Source organism: Oceanobacillus kimchii X50 (assembly GCF_000340475.1).
Classification (GTDB): Bacteria; Bacillota; Bacilli; order Bacillales; family Amphibacillaceae; genus Oceanobacillus; species Oceanobacillus kimchii.
The window spans coordinates 1,438,378-1,458,823 of record NZ_CM001792.1; the positions used below are offsets into that span (position 1 = coordinate 1,438,378).

Consider the following 20,446-nt stretch of genomic DNA (forward strand, 5'->3'; position numbering starts at 1 on the left):
TAAAATAAAAGCTGCCAAGTAAATTGCTAATCAATTACTTGGCAGCTTTTTTCTTAATTTAAAGTAACGTTTCAATTTCTTGAACTATCTCTTCTTTCGTAATATCTCCGTTTAACTCATTTTTAATTTTACCGTCTTCAAGTATATACATGCTGCTTTCTGTACTTTCATGTTCTATGTTGTATTGGTTTAAATTATTATTCTTCGTTAATTTTTCAGCTGAAAAAGCGTAAGGATGTTTTTCTCTTAATTCAAAGATAGCATCTAAATATATATCAGGATTTTTTTTGGATTGTATATAAAGAACCTCATGATTTGTTAAATCGATAGAAATGACATCATATGGATTGGATTCTTTTTGACAAGCCGTAAGCAATGTAATAATTATAATGAAGAAAATAAATATAAAATATTTTTTCATGCTTATTCACGCCTCTCATAAATTTTACCTAATTATGAGTTTATCAAAGAAATATAAGTAAAAAGTCACTGTTAATAAAAAGTAAAATAAATGATACCGCTACAACATAATACGACAATTTATTGTTAATTTGTAAACATAATGTCAAATATCTTAGAAAAAAATTGTAGATTATTATAGTCAGTCATTATAGGTAAAAGTAAAATCCAATTAGTTTAACTTTTTTAATTCATTACACATATTAGTATTACGTGATTGATGAGAACAATGTATTATCCTATAATGAAACTAGTAATCTATTAAAATTCATCTTGGAGGTACTACATAATGAAAGTATCACGCTTTAATACTTATCTATACATGACATTGTTTTTTTGTATGGTATTGATAGCATGTAGTAATGATTCGGATTCTGTCGGAAAAGAAAAACCTAGTGAAGAAAATGAAACGAATGAAAGTGCCAATGCACAAGACAAGGAACAACCTGAGAATAATGATAAGGATCAAACGGAAGAAGAGAAAGAAGAAGAATTAGAGGAGCAAGAACCGGAATATTACATATCTGAAGAAACCGCAACAGTGTTACCACTGGATAATGCAAATGAAAATATAGTCCTTCTCACGATTGATGATGTTCCTGATGCAAATGCGGTAGAGATGGCACACACTTTAAAAGACTTAGGAGTAGGAGCTATTTTTTTTGTGAATGGGCATTTTATCAATGATGATGAGGGTGCAGAAAAACTAAAAGAAATTCATGACATGGGATTTTTAATTGGAAATCATACAAATACTCACCCAGTGCTTCCAGAGCTAACAAAAGAGGAACAAACTGAGGAGATTGTTTCTGTAAATAATCGTGTAGAAGAGATAATTGGAGAACGTCCAAAATTCTTTAGAGCTCCACATGGTATGAATTCAGACCATTCAAAGAATGTTGCCAAAGAAGAGAATATGGCTATAATGAATTGGACGTATGGTTATGATTATTTTGACGCTTATACGGAACCTAAAGCATTAACTGAAGCGATGATAACCGGTAAAGGACCTGAGGCAGGCGTGGATTATTCGTTACTAAAACCTGGAGCAAATTTGCTAATGCATGATCGTGATTGGACGAATAAGGCATTGAAGGATATAGTGGAAGGGTTACAAAATCAAGGATATGAAATAGTGGATCCACATTTAATAGAAACTTCATAATATATGATGAGAGTTAATAGGTTCAGATAACCAATTAACTCTTTTTTGTTTTATTGTGTCATACTAATTTATATTGACAGATTAATTATGTCATAATATAATGTGGATAGGACGACATAAACTGTAAAAGGAGATGACTTCATGGGTACAATAATATGCCAGGATTGTCAACATGTTATCGAACACTTTGAAGGGGAGAAGGTAACGACCTTGTATAGTACTTGTCCAACCTGTTCTTCAAAAAAACAACAGAAATAATATATATTTATGCAAAGTGGCTGGGACATAACAAAAAGATTTGATCAAAATACGGATGGTAACTAGATCAGCGTAAGAAATATACGGAGACTCCTGTGGGAATAAGGCCTAGGTGAGACCCTGGATTGCGTAGCAACCGGAGGTTATCAGCTACCCACGGAAAGCGGAGTATATTTCTGAAGTGGGTTTTCAAAAGCAAATCATTCGGATTTATCTTTTGATTAAATGCTTTTGTCCAGCCTTTTTTTGTGTAGGTTATTCAAGAAAGAATTAGCGTCTGCTGGTTTTTCATGATAGGATAATTTATATTGCTTTAATAAAGAGGTGTTAAGAAATGAGTTATCAATACCCAATGGACGAAACATGGTCAACGGAAGAAATTATTGATGTAGTAAACTTTTTTTCTTTAATTGAAAAAGCATATGAAAAACAAGTGGATCGAGAAGAAGTATTAGCTTTGTACAGAAGATTTAAACAAATAGTACCTTCTAAAAGTGAGGAGAAAAAATTATTCTCTCAATTTCAAGAGGCATCAGGGTATTCAAGCTACCACGTGGTTAAGCAAGCGAGAGAAACAAATGGATCCAGTATACGTATGTAATAGTAGGAGTCGACAAAAATGATTTGCAGAATGGCCGAACGATACTTAGTTGAAGAGTAATATATGTAACATCAGTATAATCAGACTTTTCTCTGTGAGTGTATAACTGTTTTTTGCAATATATGGATGACTGAGGGAAAAGGCATAGGTGAGCCGCTCAAGGAGCTTGAGCTACTTGGAGGTTCACCAGCCATTTTTTTAATGTAATATAATTTTGAAGTGGTTATCAAAAACACTATTGTACCCAATCTCATTTTACTTATTTTCTTTTATGCATCTCTAGAATCTATTGCTAATTGATATAATGGTAATAGATGATCGAATACATCCAAGGTCATTTGATATAGTTCTTCTCCGTTGGCAAGGATAGGATCTCCTTTTTTAATGTGTTTGCCAACTAGAAACTCTGCCTTTTTTACATCTCGAAATCGCTCGAGGTGACTTTTGTTTAAATCAGTTAACGGTATAGCTTCTTTTTTTGTGTGATCGAGGGAAACGACAAAAGTTGACGGAAGTTCCTTTATTTCATTAAAATGATCAATTAAAGCACTAGCTATTTTAGATTTGTTCGGTAATTCATATATAAATGCTAACCAAATAAATACATGATCATCAAATACACCTAATTGAAAATGAGGGTGTTTTTTGTATCCACGCTTATTATCAGCTATTGCAAGCCAAGTATCATTTGGTGGATTTACTGTACGACGTGCATGCTTTGCAATATGTAAGAACAGATCATTATTCGTTTTTTTTGATAAGTCTTCAGCAAGCGATTCTCCGATTTGTTGAAACTTTGGTTGTATCCTTGTTTGAATTGCTTCCATACGTTCGTCAAGACCGTTAATATTAAAGGTTTCAAAGTCTTTATTAGTAAAGCCGTTCATTAGTAAACATTCATCCTTTCATACGTCTAGATTATAATAATTATTATTAAGTAAATAGAAGAATAAGTCAAGTAAAGTAGTTTTATTAGGTTTGATGGCGGTTATTACAGGGAATAGAAACCTAAATATTTTCATTATTTTTGTTATTATGAAGAACAAATAATCGCTATACTCATAAAATAAAACAAATAAGTGACAGGCGTATTTAAATGATATGCCGTTAGCTAGGAGTGAGGGAATGAAGTACGTTATGGATGCTCTGCGAAGAAAAGAGGCCGAGGAAAAATTACCTGTCATTCGATTGGAAATAGATTATGAATTAGCTACTTTGTTTGAAGCACTACAAGAGAATGATACGGTACTTATTATAAAAACAAAGGAACGTTTAAAACAGTTGAGAAAGCAATGGTTAGATATTGAACAAGGAAATGTTATCTAAAAGAGGACCCTAGTATGAATTGAGAATAAATTTTTAATGCGTATTAGGGTCATTATGTTCATGAAAGGTATACTTTGATACAATATGTTTAAGCACTGTTTGGAGGGATTATATGGACTTACGTCACAGAGATACAATATACCAAAATGCTAAAGCATGGGTGTATGAAGCGGGAAAGATAATAAAAGAGCAGATGAATAACCCACTTAATATCGAAACAAAATCAGACGCGAATGATTTAGTTACAATTTTGGATAAACAAACAGAAAAATATTTTGTAGAAAAGATTAAGGATAAATATCCTGATCATCAAATAATTGGTGAAGAAGGTTACGGTGATCAACCAAAAGAATTGGATGGAACGATCTGGGTAATTGATCCAATTGATGGAACAATGAATTTTGTTCATCAAAAAAAATTCTTTGCAATATCAGTTGGTATTTTACATAATGGTGTTGGTGAAATTGGACTGATTTATGATGTGATGAATGATACATTGTATCATGTGAAAAGGGGAGAAGGAGCTTTTAGAGATAACCAACAACTAGCCAATCTATCAAAGGATAAGCAATTAAGTGAATCTATTATAGGTATGAATTATTTTTGGTTATGTGAAAACCGTCTTGTTGATTATCGAGTAATGCAAGATTTTATTCGAACAATTCGTGGAGCAAGAACTTACGGTTCAGCTGCATTAGAATTAGCATTTATAGCTGAAGGAACGCTGGATGGATATTTATCAATGAGGTTATCACCTTGGGATGTTGCGGCTGGAATTATCTTGTTGCAAGAAGTAGGTGGTGTTGTTAGTGATGTTGACGGAAATAAATGGGATCCATTAAATAAATCATCTATCGTGGCAAGCAATGCAGCCCTGCATAAAACAATTTTAGAGATAATTAAAAAAGGGAGAAAGTGATAAAAATCACTGTTTCCCTTTTTTTCTTGCCATGACGATGCCGAAGATGCCGAAGCCAATAAGTATAAATAATAGAATGAACCATATATTTCGAAAAGCAATTGATAAACCGACTAAAATAAACATTAAGACAACTAAGAACGCAAGTAATAACATTGGTAAGTTTATATTTTTCATGTTGACAACCCCTTCTTTATCTCCCTAGAATAGTATATCGAAAATTGGATAATACTTCAAAAATCAGACATAAAAAAATATATATTTCAGTGGTATCCATGATTTAGATTTAGTATGATAAATATAGTGTCAGGAAGAGGGTGGGGAAGAGTATGAGTTATGTGCATGAATTTATCCTTGATACGTTTGGGGTAGAAAATATCTTTTGGATTTTTTATGTAATCAATCTATTTTTATCAGCTATAGCGTACAAATTAGGGTTTGCAAAAAAGTTACCAATTGCAAAGAATATAATTGTATACATATTATTAATGATTGGAGTTTTTGTATTAACTATTTTCTCTACGGTTATGCGAATGCCTACAGTAGAGTGTTTGATAGTTATTATAGTGGTATTAGGTATATACCGTCTTCGATTACATAATGAAAGAAAAGATTAATCAAAAAAAGCTATCAAGATAATTGCAGTCAGTAACCAATTATCTTGATAGCTTTTTATATATAATAATTTATTGAAACACTCATAAAAAATCATCTACTTTTTTAGTTTCTTTATATAATTTAAACTTACCTGTAGATAAGCGTTTCTTTGTGTTTTTTTCAATACGATCATAGCAAGGCTCACAAAGGTGCATATTTTTTCTTCGATTTCGAAGTCGTTTTGCTTGTAAGGAATAATGTTCTATTTCTTCAACTTTGTCACAAATGGTGCACTTTACCTGCATATTTTCACCTCTATTTGGGAAAATTTATATTAGTTCAATATAAATAATAGTATAACATACAACTATTTGATGAAAAGTAAACTACATTTTTATCACGCATGCAACAGAAGTACTCCACTCTCGATGCGTCTATGAGGCTTGTCAAATAAGGTAAGCGGAGGATAAACTAACTGTAAAGGTTAGCCTCTGTTAATGAACCTTTAGGGAATGTACTTGTAGTACATGAATTTTTACTATATGTTTAATCACAAGAAATAAGGGGAAGTAAGTTAATTAAGTTACATGAAAAACACGTAACATTAATGAAAGGATGATTTCATGAAGAAACGTTATGTTCTATCAGCTGTTGGTGCAGTTGGAGCTGGAATTGCTAGCTACTATTTAGTCGATAGCAATAACCGTCATAAACTTAAAAAAATAGCGAAAAATTCCGCGAAAAAAGTGAATCGTGTATTTGAAAATGCTGGTGTACCTGATCAATCATCTGAACAAGAATTAGATCAATTAGAAAATTCAAAAATGGTATCTGAGGGTTCTCAATTTGGAGTACAATATTATAATGAAAAGAAAAAAGAAAATACCTCGAACCACCAACAAAATATACAATAAAAAAAGAAGAGGTTGGGGCACTTGTATTGAATCAAGAGATAATCCGCCTCTCGAGAAGAATCTTTTATTAAATCCCCAACCTCTTCAATTATTTATACTTAATCAATTACTATTTCTTTTATATATTTTACAGGGTTATCTTGATTGGAACCATCTCCATAATAGAAGTGAACGGGACCATCTTCTTTTAATGGTTTACCATTTTTAGAAAATAAAAAGTAACCATTAATTAGATTTTTATAAGTAATAGTTTCAAAAGAATCTTCAATTCCAGTAATTAATTTAGCTGTTGCCGCTTCATGGTTAGGTTCTGCGTTATTGATAAAATCTTTTAAAGGCATTACATAACTGTTTTTTAAAAATTCTTCACCCTCCATTTTAGATATACTCCTGTTTACTGGAGGTTTTTGAAAGCCAGTATAGTCATCTTGTTTATCTGCTTTTGATTCAAAAGCTTCTTCTAATTTAATTTTACGATCATCAAATATCCATACTGTTGGATCCAATGTTATTGGGTATTGAACATTCCCTTTTATCAAGACTATCATATTAAATATATCCCCCTATCTAGGTATTACTATTTAAGAATAGCAGACATCGCTTTCATTTTCATCTATTTGAATTGTAAGTTTTTTTTACTTTTATTTGCATTTTTTGGTTGCTAGCGATAATATAATATAAAGAAAGTCTTTTTTGTGGAGGGGATTTAAATTGATGCCTGATGTAATGATAGACCATCGTGAAAAAGCCCACGCCCTTCTTAAGGCTGATGCTGATAAAATTTTACGACTTATTGAAGTTCAGATAGAAAACTTAACCATGCCACAATGTCCTGTTTATGAGGATGTACTTGATACGCAAATGTATGGCTTATCACGTGAAATTGACTTTGCAGTGCGTCTTGAATTAATCAGTGAAGTAGAGGGAAAGGCGTTACTTGAAAACTTGGAGAAGAAGCTCAACATTCTACATGAGGCTTCACAAAATACATTGTGAGCGAGGTTCATGTATTGGCGTAGCGTACAAAAGCAAAAACTTTGCCAGCATAAACGGCAAGGTTTTTTTGTTTACATATTTGGGTATCTATAAAAAAGATAAAAAAGAGAATTAAATATAACACACTAATTAACAAAAGTGTTATACTAATATTAATCTCTTAATCTATTGTAGGGAGAAGCAATGATGCTAGATAAAATAAAAGATTATGATTACACACTTATGATTACACCTTTGCTATTAACAGGGTTTGGTATGGTTATGGTATATAGCGCAAGCATGGTGGTGGCTGTTGTAGATGGGATGGCAAGTAACCATTATCTCATAAGACAGTTAATATTTTTCGCTATATCGTCTATCGCGTTTGTATCCTGTTGTTTTTTACCATATCAAATCTATCAACGATTGATGAAGATAATTATTTTATCGTGTATAGTGTTATTAATTAGTGTATTGATTTTTGGAAGTGCTGCAAACAATGCAAGGTCTTGGTTTTCCATCGGCCCTTTAAGTATGCAACCGGCTGAATTTGCCAAGTTAGGGTTAATAATATATTTGGCAGCTATTTATTCAAAAAAACAATCCTACTTAAATGAATTTAAAAAAGGAGTACTTCCTCCGCTTATACTTACCATTATTTTATTAGGATTAATTGTTTTGCAACCTGATATCGGAACAGCTGCAATTATATTTTTAATGGCTTGTTCCGTGATATTTGCATCTGGTATAAAGTGGAAACATTTAACTATACTCGTTTTAATTGGTATTAGTTTAGTTATACTTGCAGCTCCTAATATGGTTACAGAAGAAAGATTATCACGTTTTACAGGAGCTTATCAGCCGTTTGAATCACCTGATTTAAATGGATACCAACTTATTCAATCCTACGTAGCAATTGGAGTTGGTGGTCTGACAGGGGAAGGGCTTGGACAAAGTGTTCAAAAACTTGGATTCCTAGATGAAGCACATACCGATTTTATCATGGCAGTCATTGCTGAAGAATTAGGGTTTTTAGGTGTTGTAATTGTGATTGGGTTACTTGCGACAATTGTTATACGAGGTTTGTATATAGCGAAAAAGTGTAAAGACAGCTTTGGCTCATTACTAGCTATTGGGATATCATCAATGGTTGGAATTCAAACATTTATTAATTTAGGAGCTATTAGTGGCATTTTACCGATTACAGGTGTGCCATTACCATTTGTGAGTTATGGAGGATCATCAATGTTAATCATGTTAATATCGATGGGAATCCTTAATAATATTGCAAAACAAGTTAATCAACAAGAGCAGGACAGAGAAGAGTTAGCACCAAAGCCTGCAATGCATAATCAAAACTCAACTAATATGTACAGAGGTGGTAAAAGATGGCAAAGTTAAACAAGATTAACAAAGTACTAGTAGCAAACCGAGGTGAAATTGCAATTCGCGTCTTCCGAGCATGTACGGAGTTAAATATACGCACTGTTGCTATTTATTCCAAAGAGGATTCTTCGTCTTTTCATCGATTCAAGGCAGATGAAGCTTATTTAATAGGTGAAGGGAAAAAACCAATTGATGCATACTTAGATATTGAAGGTATTATAGAACTTGCAAAAGAAGTTAATGTTGATGCAATTCATCCAGGGTATGGGTTTCTTTCTGAAAATATACAGTTTGCTAGACGATGTGAAGAAGAAGGAATTACTTTTATTGGGCCAACTAGTGAACACTTAAGTATGTTTGGTGATAAGGTTAAAGCGAGAGAACAAGCCGTAGCGGCTAATTTACCAATCATACCTGGTAGCGATGGTCCAGTAAAATCTTTAGAAGAAGTTCGAGACTTCTGTCAGAAACATGGTTACCCAATTATTATTAAAGCTTCCTTAGGCGGTGGCGGTCGAGGGATGCGTGTAGTTAAAGATGCTAATGAACTAGAGAGCGCTTATGATCGTGCGAAATCAGAAGCTAAAGCCGCTTTTGGAAATGATGAAATTTATGTAGAGAAATTAATCGAAAATCCCAAACATATAGAAGTCCAAATTTTAGGGGATAACGCAGGTAATATTATTCATTTATATGAAAGAGACTGTTCCGTTCAACGTCGTCACCAAAAATTAATTGAAATAGCACCGAGTTTATCATTGAAAGATAAATTACGGGAGGATATTTGTCAGGCAGCTGTAAACTTGATGAAAAATGTAGATTACTTAAATGCTGGTACAGTTGAATTTCTTGTTACAGATGACGAGTTCTTCTTTATCGAGGTTAATCCACGTGTACAAGTAGAACACACTATTACAGAGATGATTACTGGCATTGATATTGTACAATCGCAAATTAAAATAGCTGATGGATCTCAATTACACGATGAAACAGTGGGGATTCCAACGCAAGAACACATAAATACACAGGGGTATGCGATTCAATCAAGGGTAACAACAGAAGATCCATTAAATGATTTTATGCCAGATGCAGGAAAAATTAATGCATATCGTACTGGTGGTGGTTTCGGTGTCCGACTCGATGCAGGTAACGGCTACCAAGGTGCAATCATTTCTCCGCACTATGATTCTTTATTAGTAAAAGTATCTACATGGGCATTAACATTTGAACAAGCTGCAATAAAAATGGTCAGAAACTTAAAAGAATTCCGTATTAGAGGAATAAAAACGAATATTCCATTTTTAGAAAATGTGATGGTGCATCAAAAGTTTCTTTCTGGTGAATATGATACAACCTTTATTGATAAAACACCGGAGTTATTTATATTCCCGAAAAGAAAAGACCGTGGAACAAAAATGCTTACGTATATCGCAAACACTACATTAAACGGAGGGGAAGGTATATCTAATATTGAGAAACCTGATTTTAGACCACTAGATATTCCGACAACGACGCACCTTGACTCAACGTCATCTGGTACAAAACAAATCTTGGATGAGCATGGACCAGAAGGTGTAGCTAAATGGATGAAGGAACAAAAGGAAGTATTGTTAACAGACACGACCTTTAGAGATGCACATCAATCCTTATTTGCTACACGTGTTCGTACGAATGATTTGCTTCATATTGCAGAACCAACCGCTAAATTACTGCCAAATCTTTTCTCTGTTGAAATGTGGGGGGGAGCAACGTACGATGTAGCATATCGTTTTCTTAAAGAAGATCCTTGGACTAGACTGTTAAAATTACGTGAAGAAATGCCTAACGTTCTGTTCCAAATGTTATTACGAGCAAGTAATGCAGTAGGATATAAAAACTATCCAGATAATCTTATTGAAGAATTTGTAAAGAAAAGCGGTGAGGCGGGCATTGATGTATTCCGCATATTTGATAGTCTGAACTGGGTAGAAGGAATGAAATTGACAATCGATGCGGTACGAAATTCTAATAAAATTGCTGAAGCGGCTATTTGTTATACAGGTGATATTTTAGATACGGGTAGAAGTAAGTATGATGTATCTTACTATCAAATGATGGCAAAAGAATTAGAATCTGCAGGTGCGCATATTTTAGGAATTAAGGATATGGCTGGTTTATTAAAACCTGAGGCCGCTTATCAATTGATTCATAAATTAAAAGAGACGATTGATATACCAATTCATTTACACACCCATGATACGAGTGGAAATGGTGTATTCACATATGCTCGTGCTATTGAAGCTGGTGTAGATGCAGTAGATGTTGCTGTAGGATCAATGGCAGGTATGACTTCACAACCTAGTGCACAATCGCTTTATCATGCATTAGAAGGAACGCCATTCCAACCAAATATTAATATGGAAAACTATGAACGTATAGGTCATTATTGGGAAGGTATTCGTGATTATTACCAGGAGTTTGAAAGTGGTATGAAGGCACCTCATACTGAGATTTATCATCATGAAATGCCTGGAGGACAATATAGTAACCTTCAACAACAAGCAAAAGCGGTTGGACTAGGTAATCGTTGGAACGAAGTCAAAACCATGTTCCGTACGGTAAATGATATGTTTGGTGATATAGTCAAAGTAACTCCGTCATCTAAAGTTATCGGTGATATGACGTTATTTATGGTACAAAATGATTTAACAGAAGAAGATATCTATGAAAAAGGTGAATCTATTGATTTTCCAGATTCAGTAATAGAATTTGCTCAAGGTTACATTGGGCAGCCTTATCAAGGATTCCCAGAAAAACTTCAAAAAATCATTTTAAAAGATAAAAAACCGATAACCGTTCGTCCTGGTGAGCTATTAGAGCCAATAGACTTTAAGGTAATAAGAGATGAATTATATGAAAAGTTAAACCGTCCGGTTACTAGCTTTGATTTAATTTCATATGCATTGTATCCAAAAGTGTTTATGGATTATCAAGCATTTACAGAAGCATATGGTGATATTTCTGTACTTGATACACCAACTTTCTTCTACGGTATGAAATTAGGAGAAGTAATCGAAGTTGAAATCGAAAAAGGGAAGACGCTTATTGTTAAATTGGTGTCTATATCAGAGCCAAAAGAGGATGGTACACGGGTGGTTTACTTCGATTTAAACGGTCAGTCAAGAGAAATTACTATAAAGGATGAGAGTATTGAATCCTTGGTTGCTGTCAAACCACAAGTGGATAAAAATAATAAAAATCACTTAGGAGCAACTATGCCTGGTACTGTTTTAGAAGTAAATTGTAGTAAAGGTGATAAAGTCGTAAAAGGCCAGCACTTAATGACAAATGAAGCGATGAAAATGGAAACTTCGGTACAAGCACCATTTGACGGTGTTATAAAAGAGATTTATGTATCAAACGGCGATACGATTGCGGTTAATGATTTATTAGTAGAATTTGAATAATAGGAAGAAAAGCGTAAGCGCTCGTTTAGAACGTAGCGATTGCGCTCTTTTTTTAGGGGTGGTTCCAGCATGGTCGGACATCCTTTTCCGCCTAAGATAAAGGAATCACGGTGAATTGACGAACCGATGATAGCTTATACTCTAGAGTATAAGAGCGACTAAGCCTCATAAAATCTTCTTTATCGTTGGACGATTTCGTGAAATCGCCCTAGTTTCTGGGCGCTAGAGTTAGACGTAGCCGTTTCTGTCTATGAAAGATTGTAATACCAAATCTTTATATTTTCTTATCTTCAAAAAAAGGTTGAAGTGAAACAGTTTTTCACTTCAACCTTTTTATATAAAACAGGTGCTATTTGAATGTTTTAGTACGACTAATTTGTTTTTTTTCCCTACGTTTTGTTCGGAATGAAAGATGCATAAAAAATGATAACATTCCGAAATAGCAAGTAATAAATAATGCATGAAATAATGCCACCATTAGGTTAAGCGATGTAAAGATAATTAGTGCACCGAATAGGACTTGTAAAGTTATCAATCCTAAAGTAATCCACCAACTCCAATAGAATACTTTACTATTTTTATAGTGTTTCACCATACGTACCGTTAGGATGATGGTCCATATGAAAAGTAATCCAGCCGCTAGACGGTGCCCCATTTGTACCCATTGATAAAAGTTGTAATCAGAGATTCCGAATGAACTATTATTGACACACAGTGGCCAGTCACGACATGCTAAATTCGAATCTGTATGTCTTACTAATGCTCCAGAGTACACAACACACATTGTATAAATAGAGATTGCATAAATTTCAATTCTGTGATTTTTCTTAATATGTATATCTTCTGTATGTAATTTCTTATCTATTTCGAATAACTGAAGCATTAATAAAAAGACTGCTGCAAAACAAACTAATGATATTCCAAAATGAGTGGCTAAGGCAAAGTCTGATTGTCCCCATACTACAGCTGCTGCACCAATTAAGGCTTGAAGAATCATTAAAGAGAGAGCGGAAAATGCTAAAAACACGACCTCATTATTATGACGAAGTTCTTTCCATACTAGGTAAGTTAAATAAACAATTAATAACCCAACAATTCCAGTCACTCCTCGATGACTTAATTCTATAAACATCTCAAATGAAATCTCAGTCGGTAGAAATTGCCCTTCGCATAGTGGCCAACTATTTCCACAACCATCAGCAGAGCCGGTTTTGGTTACCAGAGCACCACCTAGTAACAGCGGAATCATACAGATCGTGGATATAACGGATAGAATTTTTAATTTTTTTGTCATAGAAGTAGCCTCGCTTTATATTTGTCTATCTATAAACATGATAATCGTAAAGAGATAGCGATTGCAATGAAATAGTTATGAACAAAATATGAACACTTTCATTGGACAGACAATTCTAATACTATCATGATTACGGAGTGTTTACATTAGCGTTTTCAAAAAAGACTTGCATATTTTAAATTTGTTTGCTAGAAATAGAGTAAGGAATAGCATGTTTGAAATCATGCCATAACATAGCATAGACAATTTTTGACGGATGGTACATAATAACGAGTATGTTCGGATTGTTTCACATTTTTGTCACATATTAATGTTCAATATGTTGTAAAATATTACATGGAAGTTCATTAGATTGTACGGATTATACGTGATACAATGAAAATGTAAGCAGAATAGGATAGAATAAAAAATAAATTCTTATTCTGGTTATTATTATGTCTTCTTACTGAACGTGAAGGGGGGATACAATGAAATGAATAAAGTAGAAATGACCTATTCTGAGTTAATAGGTAATACCTCTATCTCTAATAAACAAAAGGTAACCATGTTTATTTCAGAGGTGAAGGCATTAATAAAAATTGGGATTGTAAACTCAAACCTAATTACAACGATAGCAGGTTTTTTATTAGCTATATCGTTTACGAGTTCCTCCTTTATAAGTAATTGGGGCACATTTCTCCTTACAATTATAGGTAGTGCATTAGTAATTGCAGGAGGCTGTATCGTTAATAATTGGTACGATGTCGATATCGACCCGAAAATGTCGAGAACGAAAAATAGACCAACAGTAACCGGATTCTTTTCTCTAAAAACGGTTCTTACGATTGGTCTAGTAACAACAGCAATTGGGCTAGGATTGTTAATGTTTACAACATGGTATGCGACATTATTTGCTTTTATTGGATGGTTTGGCTATGTCGTTTTATACACAATGTGGTCAAAAAGACGGTATACGTTAAATACTGTCATAGGGAGCCTTTCAGGTGCGATGCCCCCATTAATTGGCTGGGCTGCAATTAGTCCTTCTTTCCATGTGGTACCATTTGTTATGTTCTTAATTATGTTCATATGGCAAACACCACACTTCTTAGCACTAGCAATGAAGAAACGAGATGAATATGAAGCGGCTGGAATACCAATGCTACCAGTAGTAAGGGGAATGGCAGTTACAAAAAGACAGATCATTGTCTATATAGCTTGTTTGCTTCCATTACCATTCTTTTTATTACCTACGATGGGTATTACATTTGCAGTAATTGCAACGCTCTTAAATCTTGGATGGTTGGCAATAGCCTTTACCGGACTATTTGTTGATGAAGATAAGAAATGGGCAAATACAATATTTATCTTCTCGCTGAATTATTTAATTATATTATTTCCGTTAATGATTATCGTTAAGTTACCTATATTTAACTAATGTTATGTTATTCCTTAAAAAACATATAAAAGGAAACAACAAGAAGAAAGAGAGGTATTCTTACATGAAAGGTTGGATGGGAAAATCGAAAGTTTTCTTCCTGATCTCAGCCATCGCACTGTTGATGGCTGGGTGTGGAAGAGAGAATCTAACTGCACTTGAACCGAAAGGATATGGGGCAGATCGTGCAATGGATTTAATCTTGCTAACAACTTTTATCATGATTGGTGTTTTTGCTGTTGTAATGGCAATCTATGTTATTACACTAGTTCGTTTCCGTAAGAAAAAGGGACAGGAAGACTATATTCCTGAACAAGTAGAAGGAAATCATAAACTAGAAGCAATTTGGACTATTATCCCAATCATACTCGTATTAGTTATTGCGGTTCCTACAGTGATGGGGACGTTTGATTTAGCAGATGATTCCAATGCAGATGAACATGTTAATATTGAAGTAACAGGAAATCAATATTGGTGGCATTTTAACTATGCAGGAGAAGAAGTAGTAACAAGTCAGGACTTATACATTCCTACTGGAGAGCGTGTGTATTTAAACATGTTATCCTCTGATGTTACGCATTCCTTCTGGATTCCATCTATCTCTGGAAAAATGGATGTTAACCCTGAAAACGTAAACACCATGTTTATAGAAGCACATGAAGAGGGCGTTTATTGGGGTAAATGTGCAGAACTTTGTGGCCCTTCCCACTCTTTAATGGACTTTAAAGTAATTGCAGTAAGTCCGGAAGAGTATGAACAGTGGATAGCGGATATGCAAAGTGTAGATCCAGAGGAAGTACCTGAAGATTCTGTAGCTCAAGAAGGTCAAGAACTTTTTGAAGCAAATAATTGCATGAACTGTCATGCTATTGGTTCTTCCCCAGCGGCAATAGGGCCTAACCTAACGAATTTTGGAGATCGTTCAACTATTGCAGGTATTTTAGAACCTACAAAAGAACATCTTGTTGAATGGTTAACAGACCCTGAATCCGTTAAACCTGGGAATAAAATGACCGATCAATATCCAGCTCTTAGTGAAGACGAAGCTGAAAGCATTGCAGAATACTTATTACAATTACAGCCTTCAGAGATTACTCCTGAAAGTGCTGGAAATTAAGACTTAGGATGGAAGACATGAAAGGGAGGTATAAGCATTGAGTGTTAACAGTGCTCAAAAGAGTGGTTTTGGTGCTACTTTATGGGATTGGCTTACTACCGTTGATCATAAGAAAATCGGTATTTTGTATCTCGCGGCAGGGGCATTTTTCTTCCTGTTAGGTGGACTAGAAGCGCTTATCATACGAATTCAGTTAATATCACCACAAAATGATTTCATTAGTGCTGGATTGTATAATGAAATGATTACTATGCATGGTACAACCATGATATTCTTTGCGGCAACGCCGTTACTCTTTGGATTAATGAACTATATTATGCCATTACAAATCGGGGCTCGCGATGTAGCGTTCCCATTCTTGAACTCTTTAGGTTTTTGGCTATTCTTCTTCGGAGGAATTATGTTGAATTTAAGTTGGTTCACCGGTGCTCCAGATGCAGGGTGGACAAACTACGCACCGCTTTCTTTACAATCACCTGGGCACGGGATAGATTTCTATGTAATGGGATTACAGCTATCCGGTGCAGGTACATTAATGAGTGGTATTAACTTCATCGTTACAATTGTACTTATGCGTGCACCAGGTATGACATACATGCGTATGCCATTATTTACTTGGACGACATTTGTAACAAGTATATTAGTATTATTTGCATTCCCAGCTTTAACAGTTGGATTATTTTTAATGATGTTTGACCGTATGTTTGGTACAGCATTTTTTGATGTTGCACTTGGTGGTAACTCCATTATCTGGCAGCATTTATTCTGGATATTTGGACACCCTGAGGTATATATCCTAATACTACCTGCCTTTGGTGTATTTAGTGAAATACTACCTACTTTTGCAAAAAAGCGTTTATTTGGATATACAGCAATGGTATTTGCTACATTTTTAATCGCTTTCTTAGGATTTATGGTATGGGCTCACCATATGTTTACTGTAGGACTTGGTCCCGTTGCTAACTCGATCTTTGCAGTTGCAACAATGGCAATCGCTGTTCCAACCGGTATAAAGATATTTAACTGGCTATTCACGCTATGGGGTGGAAGTATTACCATTAATTCAGCTATGTTATGGACACTTGCGTTTATACCTTCATTTACAATCGGTGGAATGACTGGTGTTATGCTTGCTTCTTCTGTAGCAGACTATCAGTATCATGATAGTTATTTCGTAGTTGGTCACTTCCACTATGTTATTGTCGGTGGGGTAGTATTTGCTTTACTTGCAGCAATGCATTACTGGTGGCCAAAAATGTTCGGTCGTTACTTACATGAAGGAATGGGTAAATTAGCGTTCTGGACATTCTTTATTGGTTTCCATTTAACATTCTTTATCCAACATTTCTTAGGTTTAATGGGAATGCCTCGTCGTTACTGGGTATTTTTAGAAGACCAAGGATTGGATACTGGAAATTTAATTAGTACAATTGGTGCTTTCTTTATGACATTTGGGGTATTGGTATTTGTTGTAAATATATTCTACACATGGAAAAAAGGTGAGAAAGCTCCTGCTGATGCTTGGGGTTCTGGTCGAACATTAGAATGGGCAACAGCTTCACCACCTATCCATTTTAACTTTAAGCAAATGCCACTCGTTCGTGGTTTAGATCCTCTTTGGATTGAGAAAATGGAAGGGAATAATAAGATGACTCCTGCTGAGCCTGTGGATGAAATTCACATGCCAAACGGATCTATTCTCCCACTTATTATGACAATCGGTTTCTTTATTGCATCCTACGGGTTTATTTATCAAGTTGATCATAAAGCTTGGTTGATCGCTGTTTATGTAGGTATGGCAATCGGGTTGGGCTGTATGCTAATTCGTTCTTTAAGAGACGATCACGGTTATCATATCCCTAAAGAAGAAGTAGAAAGGGAGGATGATTAATATGAGTCATCATGATCATTCCATTGATCCGAAGAATTTAACACAAGACCCATCAAAAGCAACGATGGAAGGGAAGCATAAGTTTCTTGGCTTGTGGATATTCTTAGGTGGAGAGACCGTCTTATTTGCTTGTTTATTCGGAACTTATCTTGCATTAAAAGACTCTACTGCTGGAGGACCTTCTACGCATGATTTATATGGTCTTGAGTTAGTCTTCTTAATGACAGTATTACTATTAACGAGCTCCTTAACAAGTGTATATGCTATATACCATATGAAAAATAACGACTTTAAGAAGATGCAATTATGGATGGGGATTACAGCAGTTTTAGGTCTTGCTTTCTTAGGATTTGAGATCTATGAGTTTGCACACTATATTCATGATTATGGATTTACATTCCGTTCTTCAGCATTTGGATCTGCGTTTTATGCCCTTGTTGGGTTTCACGGAGGTCACGTAGTTTTCGGACTTTCTTGGATTATTACATTAATGGTTCGAAATGCAAAACGCGGATTGAATCTTTATAATGCACCTAAATATAATACATTTGCATTATATTGGCACTTCATTGACGTTGTTTGGGTATTTATTTTTACAGTTGTTTATTTAATGGGGATGGTGAGTTAATTTATGACGGATAATATGAGTACCAGAAAAATTAATTCGTTCCAAAAAGCTAAAAATAAAGAAGAAATGAAAAAACAAATCGTTACATTTGCATTGATGATTTTCTTTACTCTAATTGCATTTTTTGCAGTAATGATGGAAATCGACAAGATGTTTGTAATTCCACTACTTCTCATATTGGCAGTGGTACAAATTGCATTTCAATTCTTTTATTTCATGCATATGAAAGATAAGGGACATGAAGTTCCATCACAAATCATTTATGGTGGAATATTCGTTACAATGTTAGTTATTTTAACTTTTACCGTTATCACTTGGTGGTAACATATTTAAAAAAGGTCGGGATGAAGTCATTTCCCGGCCTTTTTATGTTTTATCCCGCTTCTAGACGATGGGAGTAAATAAAATAGTAAAGTGGGGATATACTGTCCGATCTGTTTAACTATAATCCTCACTAAATAAAGTTTCGCTTTGTATTTATTTGTTTTAAAATCGTCACATGCAGTAGGAGAAATCTATTATAAATTAAGTTATAATAAGAAAAGTGGTACATAAATGGAGTGATATCGTATGTGGTTAGATATTCAAATTTTTGGTTTTCGTGCGCTATGGAGCCCATACTTTTTAATATTTGTTTTATTACTTGGTATTGCTTATTATCTCATTACAGGTCCATTGCGAAGTAAATTTGGGGATAATGATAAACCAACTGCAAAACAACAGATAATGTTTTATATATCATTACTGTTATTATATCTTGTAAAAGGTGCTCCTATTGATTTGCTTTCACATATAGCTCTAACTGCTCATATGATACAAATGGCTATATATTTACTTGTTTTCCCGATGCTTTTGATTAAAGGCATACCTGAGTGGATCTGGAAAAAACTGATGGCTACACCTGTAGTTGCACCTGTATTGAAGGTTTTAACAAAACCATTAATTTCACTATTATTGTTTAATGGGTTATTTTCTATTTATCATATTCCGGTAGTTTTTAACTTTGCAAAGTCATCACCTGGTATACATACGCTTATTTCGATTGTATTATTAATTTCGGCTTTTATTGTATGGATTCCATTACTAGCCCCAATTAAAGAATTGGACAGGCTTCAGCCATTGTTAAAGATCGGGTATATTTTTGCAAATAGTGTTTTGATTACTCCAGCATGCGTATTGATAATATTTGCATCTGAACCTCTATATGCAACTTATTCGCAAGGTGGAGCATGGTTACAAGCATTGAGCCTTTGTGTTCCACAAGATGTTTTACAAGGCCTTGCTCCTCAATTGTCTGGTCCAGAAACTTTTATTTCATTAAGTACAGTTTATGATCAGCAATTAGGTGGTATTATCATGAAAATCATGCAAGAAATTACTTATGGAATTTTATTAGGAACAATTATATTTTCTTGGTTTAAAGGTGAAAGTAATACCATTGATCCTTTGCCATCATCTTCAAAAACGTAACAAATCTTATTTTATTATTGGAGGATCTAAGAGATGCCGTTATTACCAACAATTAGTACATTTTTTATCATACTCAGTGCTGTTTTAGTTGCAATAGGTTGGATACTTATTGTGAAAGGAAAAGCAAGTGCACACAAAAAGGTAATGTTAGCTGCTGCAGTCAGTGCATTATTATTTTTTATCATCTATGTATCAAGAACAGTCTTCATTGGAAACACAAGTTTTGGTGGTCCAGATGAAGTAAAAACGTACTTTACTATTTTCCTTGTTTTTCATATAATTTTAGCAACCACTGGTGCTGTGTTTGGGATAGTAACATTAATTTTAGCATTAAAGCGGAATATTAATAAACACCAAAAAATTGGACCTGTTACAAGTATTATTTGGTTCTTTACAGCGATTACTGGGGTAATGGTGTATATATTCTTATATGTTATGTACGATCCAGGTGAAACTACAAGTATGATTAAAGCTATATTTGGATTTTAAAATGAAAATTATACTAGTGAGAATAATCTAGATAAAAATAAAAACCGAGCTATTCATTTGAGTCTCACTTGAATAATAGCTCGGTTTTTATATG

At 34.2% G+C, this 20,446-nt stretch carries 23 protein-coding genes; 17 read left to right on the forward strand and 6 right to left on the reverse strand.

Annotated features, from left to right (window positions below):
• Nucleotides 1–58: 58 nt before the first annotated feature.
• Nucleotides 59–421: a hypothetical protein gene (locus tag C794_RS07620; protein WP_017796539.1), complete on the reverse strand. Its 363-nt coding sequence runs from the start codon at nt 419–421 to the stop codon at nt 59–61.
• Nucleotides 422–748: 327 nt separating this feature from the next.
• Here C794_RS07620 and C794_RS07625 point away from each other — a divergent pair, with 327 nt between their 5' ends.
• From C794_RS07625 to C794_RS07635, 3 genes are all read left to right on the forward strand, one after another.
• Nucleotides 749–1,624, forward strand: a complete 876-nt coding sequence (locus C794_RS07625; RefSeq protein WP_017796540.1) for a polysaccharide deacetylase family protein — start codon at nt 749–751, stop codon at nt 1,622–1,624.
• A gap of 141 nt (nt 1,625–1,765) precedes the next feature.
• Nucleotides 1,766–1,882, forward strand: a complete 117-nt coding sequence (locus C794_RS20410; RefSeq protein ID WP_017796541.1) for a GapA-binding peptide SR1P — start codon at nt 1,766–1,768, stop codon at nt 1,880–1,882.
• A 334-nt stretch (nt 1,883–2,216) separates the two neighbouring features.
• The gene (locus C794_RS07635; RefSeq protein ID WP_017796542.1) at nt 2,217–2,483 is read left to right on the forward strand and encodes a UPF0223 family protein; all 267 of its coding nucleotides are present in this window, start codon (nt 2,217–2,219) and stop codon (nt 2,481–2,483) included.
• Between the two features lie 269 nt (nt 2,484–2,752).
• Here the strand turns inward: C794_RS07635 and C794_RS07640 are convergent, their stop codons facing one another.
• A complete protein-coding gene (locus tag C794_RS07640) occupies nt 2,753–3,370 on the reverse strand; it encodes a YktB family protein (RefSeq protein WP_017796543.1) in 618 nt (205 codons plus the stop codon).
• 238 nt (nt 3,371–3,608) lie between these two features.
• Here C794_RS07640 and C794_RS07645 point away from each other — a divergent pair, with 238 nt between their 5' ends.
• On the forward strand, nt 3,609–3,809 hold the full coding sequence (locus C794_RS07645) for a hypothetical protein (protein ID WP_017796544.1): 201 nt from the start codon (nt 3,609–3,611) through the stop codon (nt 3,807–3,809).
• Nucleotides 3,810–3,921: 112 nt separating this feature from the next.
• Nucleotides 3,922–4,728, forward strand: coding sequence for an inositol monophosphatase family protein (locus C794_RS07650; RefSeq protein ID WP_017796545.1), 807 nt, complete (start codon nt 3,922–3,924; stop codon nt 4,726–4,728).
• A 6-nt stretch (nt 4,729–4,734) separates the two neighbouring features.
• On the opposite strand, the gene C794_RS20830 is transcribed toward C794_RS07650, so the two are convergent.
• Nucleotides 4,735–4,905 (reverse strand): DUF5325 family protein, encoded by a 171-nt coding sequence (locus C794_RS20830; protein WP_017796546.1) that lies wholly within the window; start codon nt 4,903–4,905, stop codon nt 4,735–4,737.
• Between the two features lie 152 nt (nt 4,906–5,057).
• Here C794_RS20830 and C794_RS07660 point away from each other — a divergent pair, with 152 nt between their 5' ends.
• On the forward strand, nt 5,058–5,345 hold the full coding sequence (locus tag C794_RS07660) for a YlaH-like family protein (protein ID WP_017796547.1): 288 nt from the start codon (nt 5,058–5,060) through the stop codon (nt 5,343–5,345).
• 81 nt (nt 5,346–5,426) lie between these two features.
• Here the strand turns inward: C794_RS07660 and C794_RS07665 are convergent, their stop codons facing one another.
• Entirely contained in the window at nt 5,427–5,630 is a 204-nt protein-coding gene (locus tag C794_RS07665; protein WP_017796548.1) for a YlaI family protein, read from the reverse strand.
• Nucleotides 5,631–5,948: 318 nt separating this feature from the next.
• Between C794_RS07665 and C794_RS07670 the strand changes: the two genes are divergently transcribed.
• A complete protein-coding gene (locus C794_RS07670) occupies nt 5,949–6,239 on the forward strand; it encodes a hypothetical protein (RefSeq protein ID WP_017796549.1) in 291 nt (96 codons plus the stop codon).
• 98 nt (nt 6,240–6,337) lie between these two features.
• On the opposite strand, the gene C794_RS07675 is transcribed toward C794_RS07670, so the two are convergent.
• Nucleotides 6,338–6,787: a hypothetical protein gene (locus C794_RS07675; protein ID WP_017796550.1), complete on the reverse strand. Its 450-nt coding sequence runs from the start codon at nt 6,785–6,787 to the stop codon at nt 6,338–6,340.
• A gap of 166 nt (nt 6,788–6,953) precedes the next feature.
• Between C794_RS07675 and C794_RS07680 the strand changes: the two genes are divergently transcribed.
• From C794_RS07680 to pyc, 3 genes are all read left to right on the forward strand, one after another.
• Nucleotides 6,954–7,235, forward strand: coding sequence for an Fpa/YlaN family protein (locus C794_RS07680; protein WP_017796551.1), 282 nt, complete (start codon nt 6,954–6,956; stop codon nt 7,233–7,235).
• A gap of 186 nt (nt 7,236–7,421) precedes the next feature.
• Entirely contained in the window at nt 7,422–8,615 is a 1,194-nt protein-coding gene (ftsW, locus tag C794_RS07685) for a putative lipid II flippase FtsW (protein ID WP_017796552.1), read from the forward strand.
• Nucleotides 8,603–12,046: a pyruvate carboxylase gene (gene pyc / locus C794_RS07690; RefSeq protein WP_017796553.1), complete on the forward strand. Its 3,444-nt coding sequence runs from the start codon at nt 8,603–8,605 to the stop codon at nt 12,044–12,046. Before ftsW ends, pyc begins: the two co-directional genes overlap by 13 nt.
• A 349-nt stretch (nt 12,047–12,395) precedes the next feature.
• Here the strand turns inward: pyc and C794_RS07695 are convergent, their stop codons facing one another.
• Nucleotides 12,396–13,340: a COX15/CtaA family protein gene (locus C794_RS07695; RefSeq protein WP_017796554.1), complete on the reverse strand. Its 945-nt coding sequence runs from the start codon at nt 13,338–13,340 to the stop codon at nt 12,396–12,398.
• A 472-nt stretch (nt 13,341–13,812) separates the two neighbouring features.
• Here C794_RS07695 and cyoE point away from each other — a divergent pair, with 472 nt between their 5' ends.
• The 7 genes from cyoE (at nt 13,813) to C794_RS07730 (ending at nt 20,352) form a co-directional block, all read left to right on the forward strand.
• Nucleotides 13,813–14,757: a heme o synthase gene (cyoE, locus tag C794_RS07700; protein WP_017796555.1), complete on the forward strand. Its 945-nt coding sequence runs from the start codon at nt 13,813–13,815 to the stop codon at nt 14,755–14,757.
• 64 nt (nt 14,758–14,821) lie between these two features.
• Complete coding sequence (gene coxB, locus C794_RS07705; RefSeq protein WP_017796556.1) at nt 14,822–15,874, forward strand: cytochrome c oxidase subunit II; 1,053 nt, start codon at nt 14,822–14,824, stop codon at nt 15,872–15,874.
• Between the two features lie 37 nt (nt 15,875–15,911).
• Nucleotides 15,912–17,765, forward strand: a complete 1,854-nt coding sequence (gene ctaD, locus C794_RS07710) for a cytochrome c oxidase subunit I (RefSeq protein WP_017796557.1) — start codon at nt 15,912–15,914, stop codon at nt 17,763–17,765.
• 1 nt (nt 17,766) lies between these two features.
• Nucleotides 17,767–18,393, forward strand: a complete 627-nt coding sequence (locus C794_RS07715) for a cytochrome (ubi)quinol oxidase subunit III (RefSeq protein WP_017796558.1) — start codon at nt 17,767–17,769, stop codon at nt 18,391–18,393.
• 3 nt (nt 18,394–18,396) lie between these two features.
• The gene (gene ctaF, locus C794_RS07720) at nt 18,397–18,717 is read left to right on the forward strand and encodes a cytochrome c oxidase subunit IVB (RefSeq protein WP_017796559.1); all 321 of its coding nucleotides are present in this window, start codon (nt 18,397–18,399) and stop codon (nt 18,715–18,717) included.
• Nucleotides 18,718–18,963: 246 nt separating this feature from the next.
• Nucleotides 18,964–19,863 carry a cytochrome c oxidase assembly factor CtaG gene (ctaG, locus tag C794_RS07725; protein WP_017796560.1) on the forward strand — a complete coding sequence of 300 codons (900 nt, stop codon included), beginning with the start codon at nt 18,964–18,966 and terminating at the stop codon, nt 19,861–19,863.
• Between the two features lie 33 nt (nt 19,864–19,896).
• A complete protein-coding gene (locus tag C794_RS07730; RefSeq protein ID WP_017796561.1) occupies nt 19,897–20,352 on the forward strand; it encodes a DUF420 domain-containing protein in 456 nt (151 codons plus the stop codon).
• The last annotated feature ends 94 nt before the right edge of the window (nt 20,353–20,446 follow it).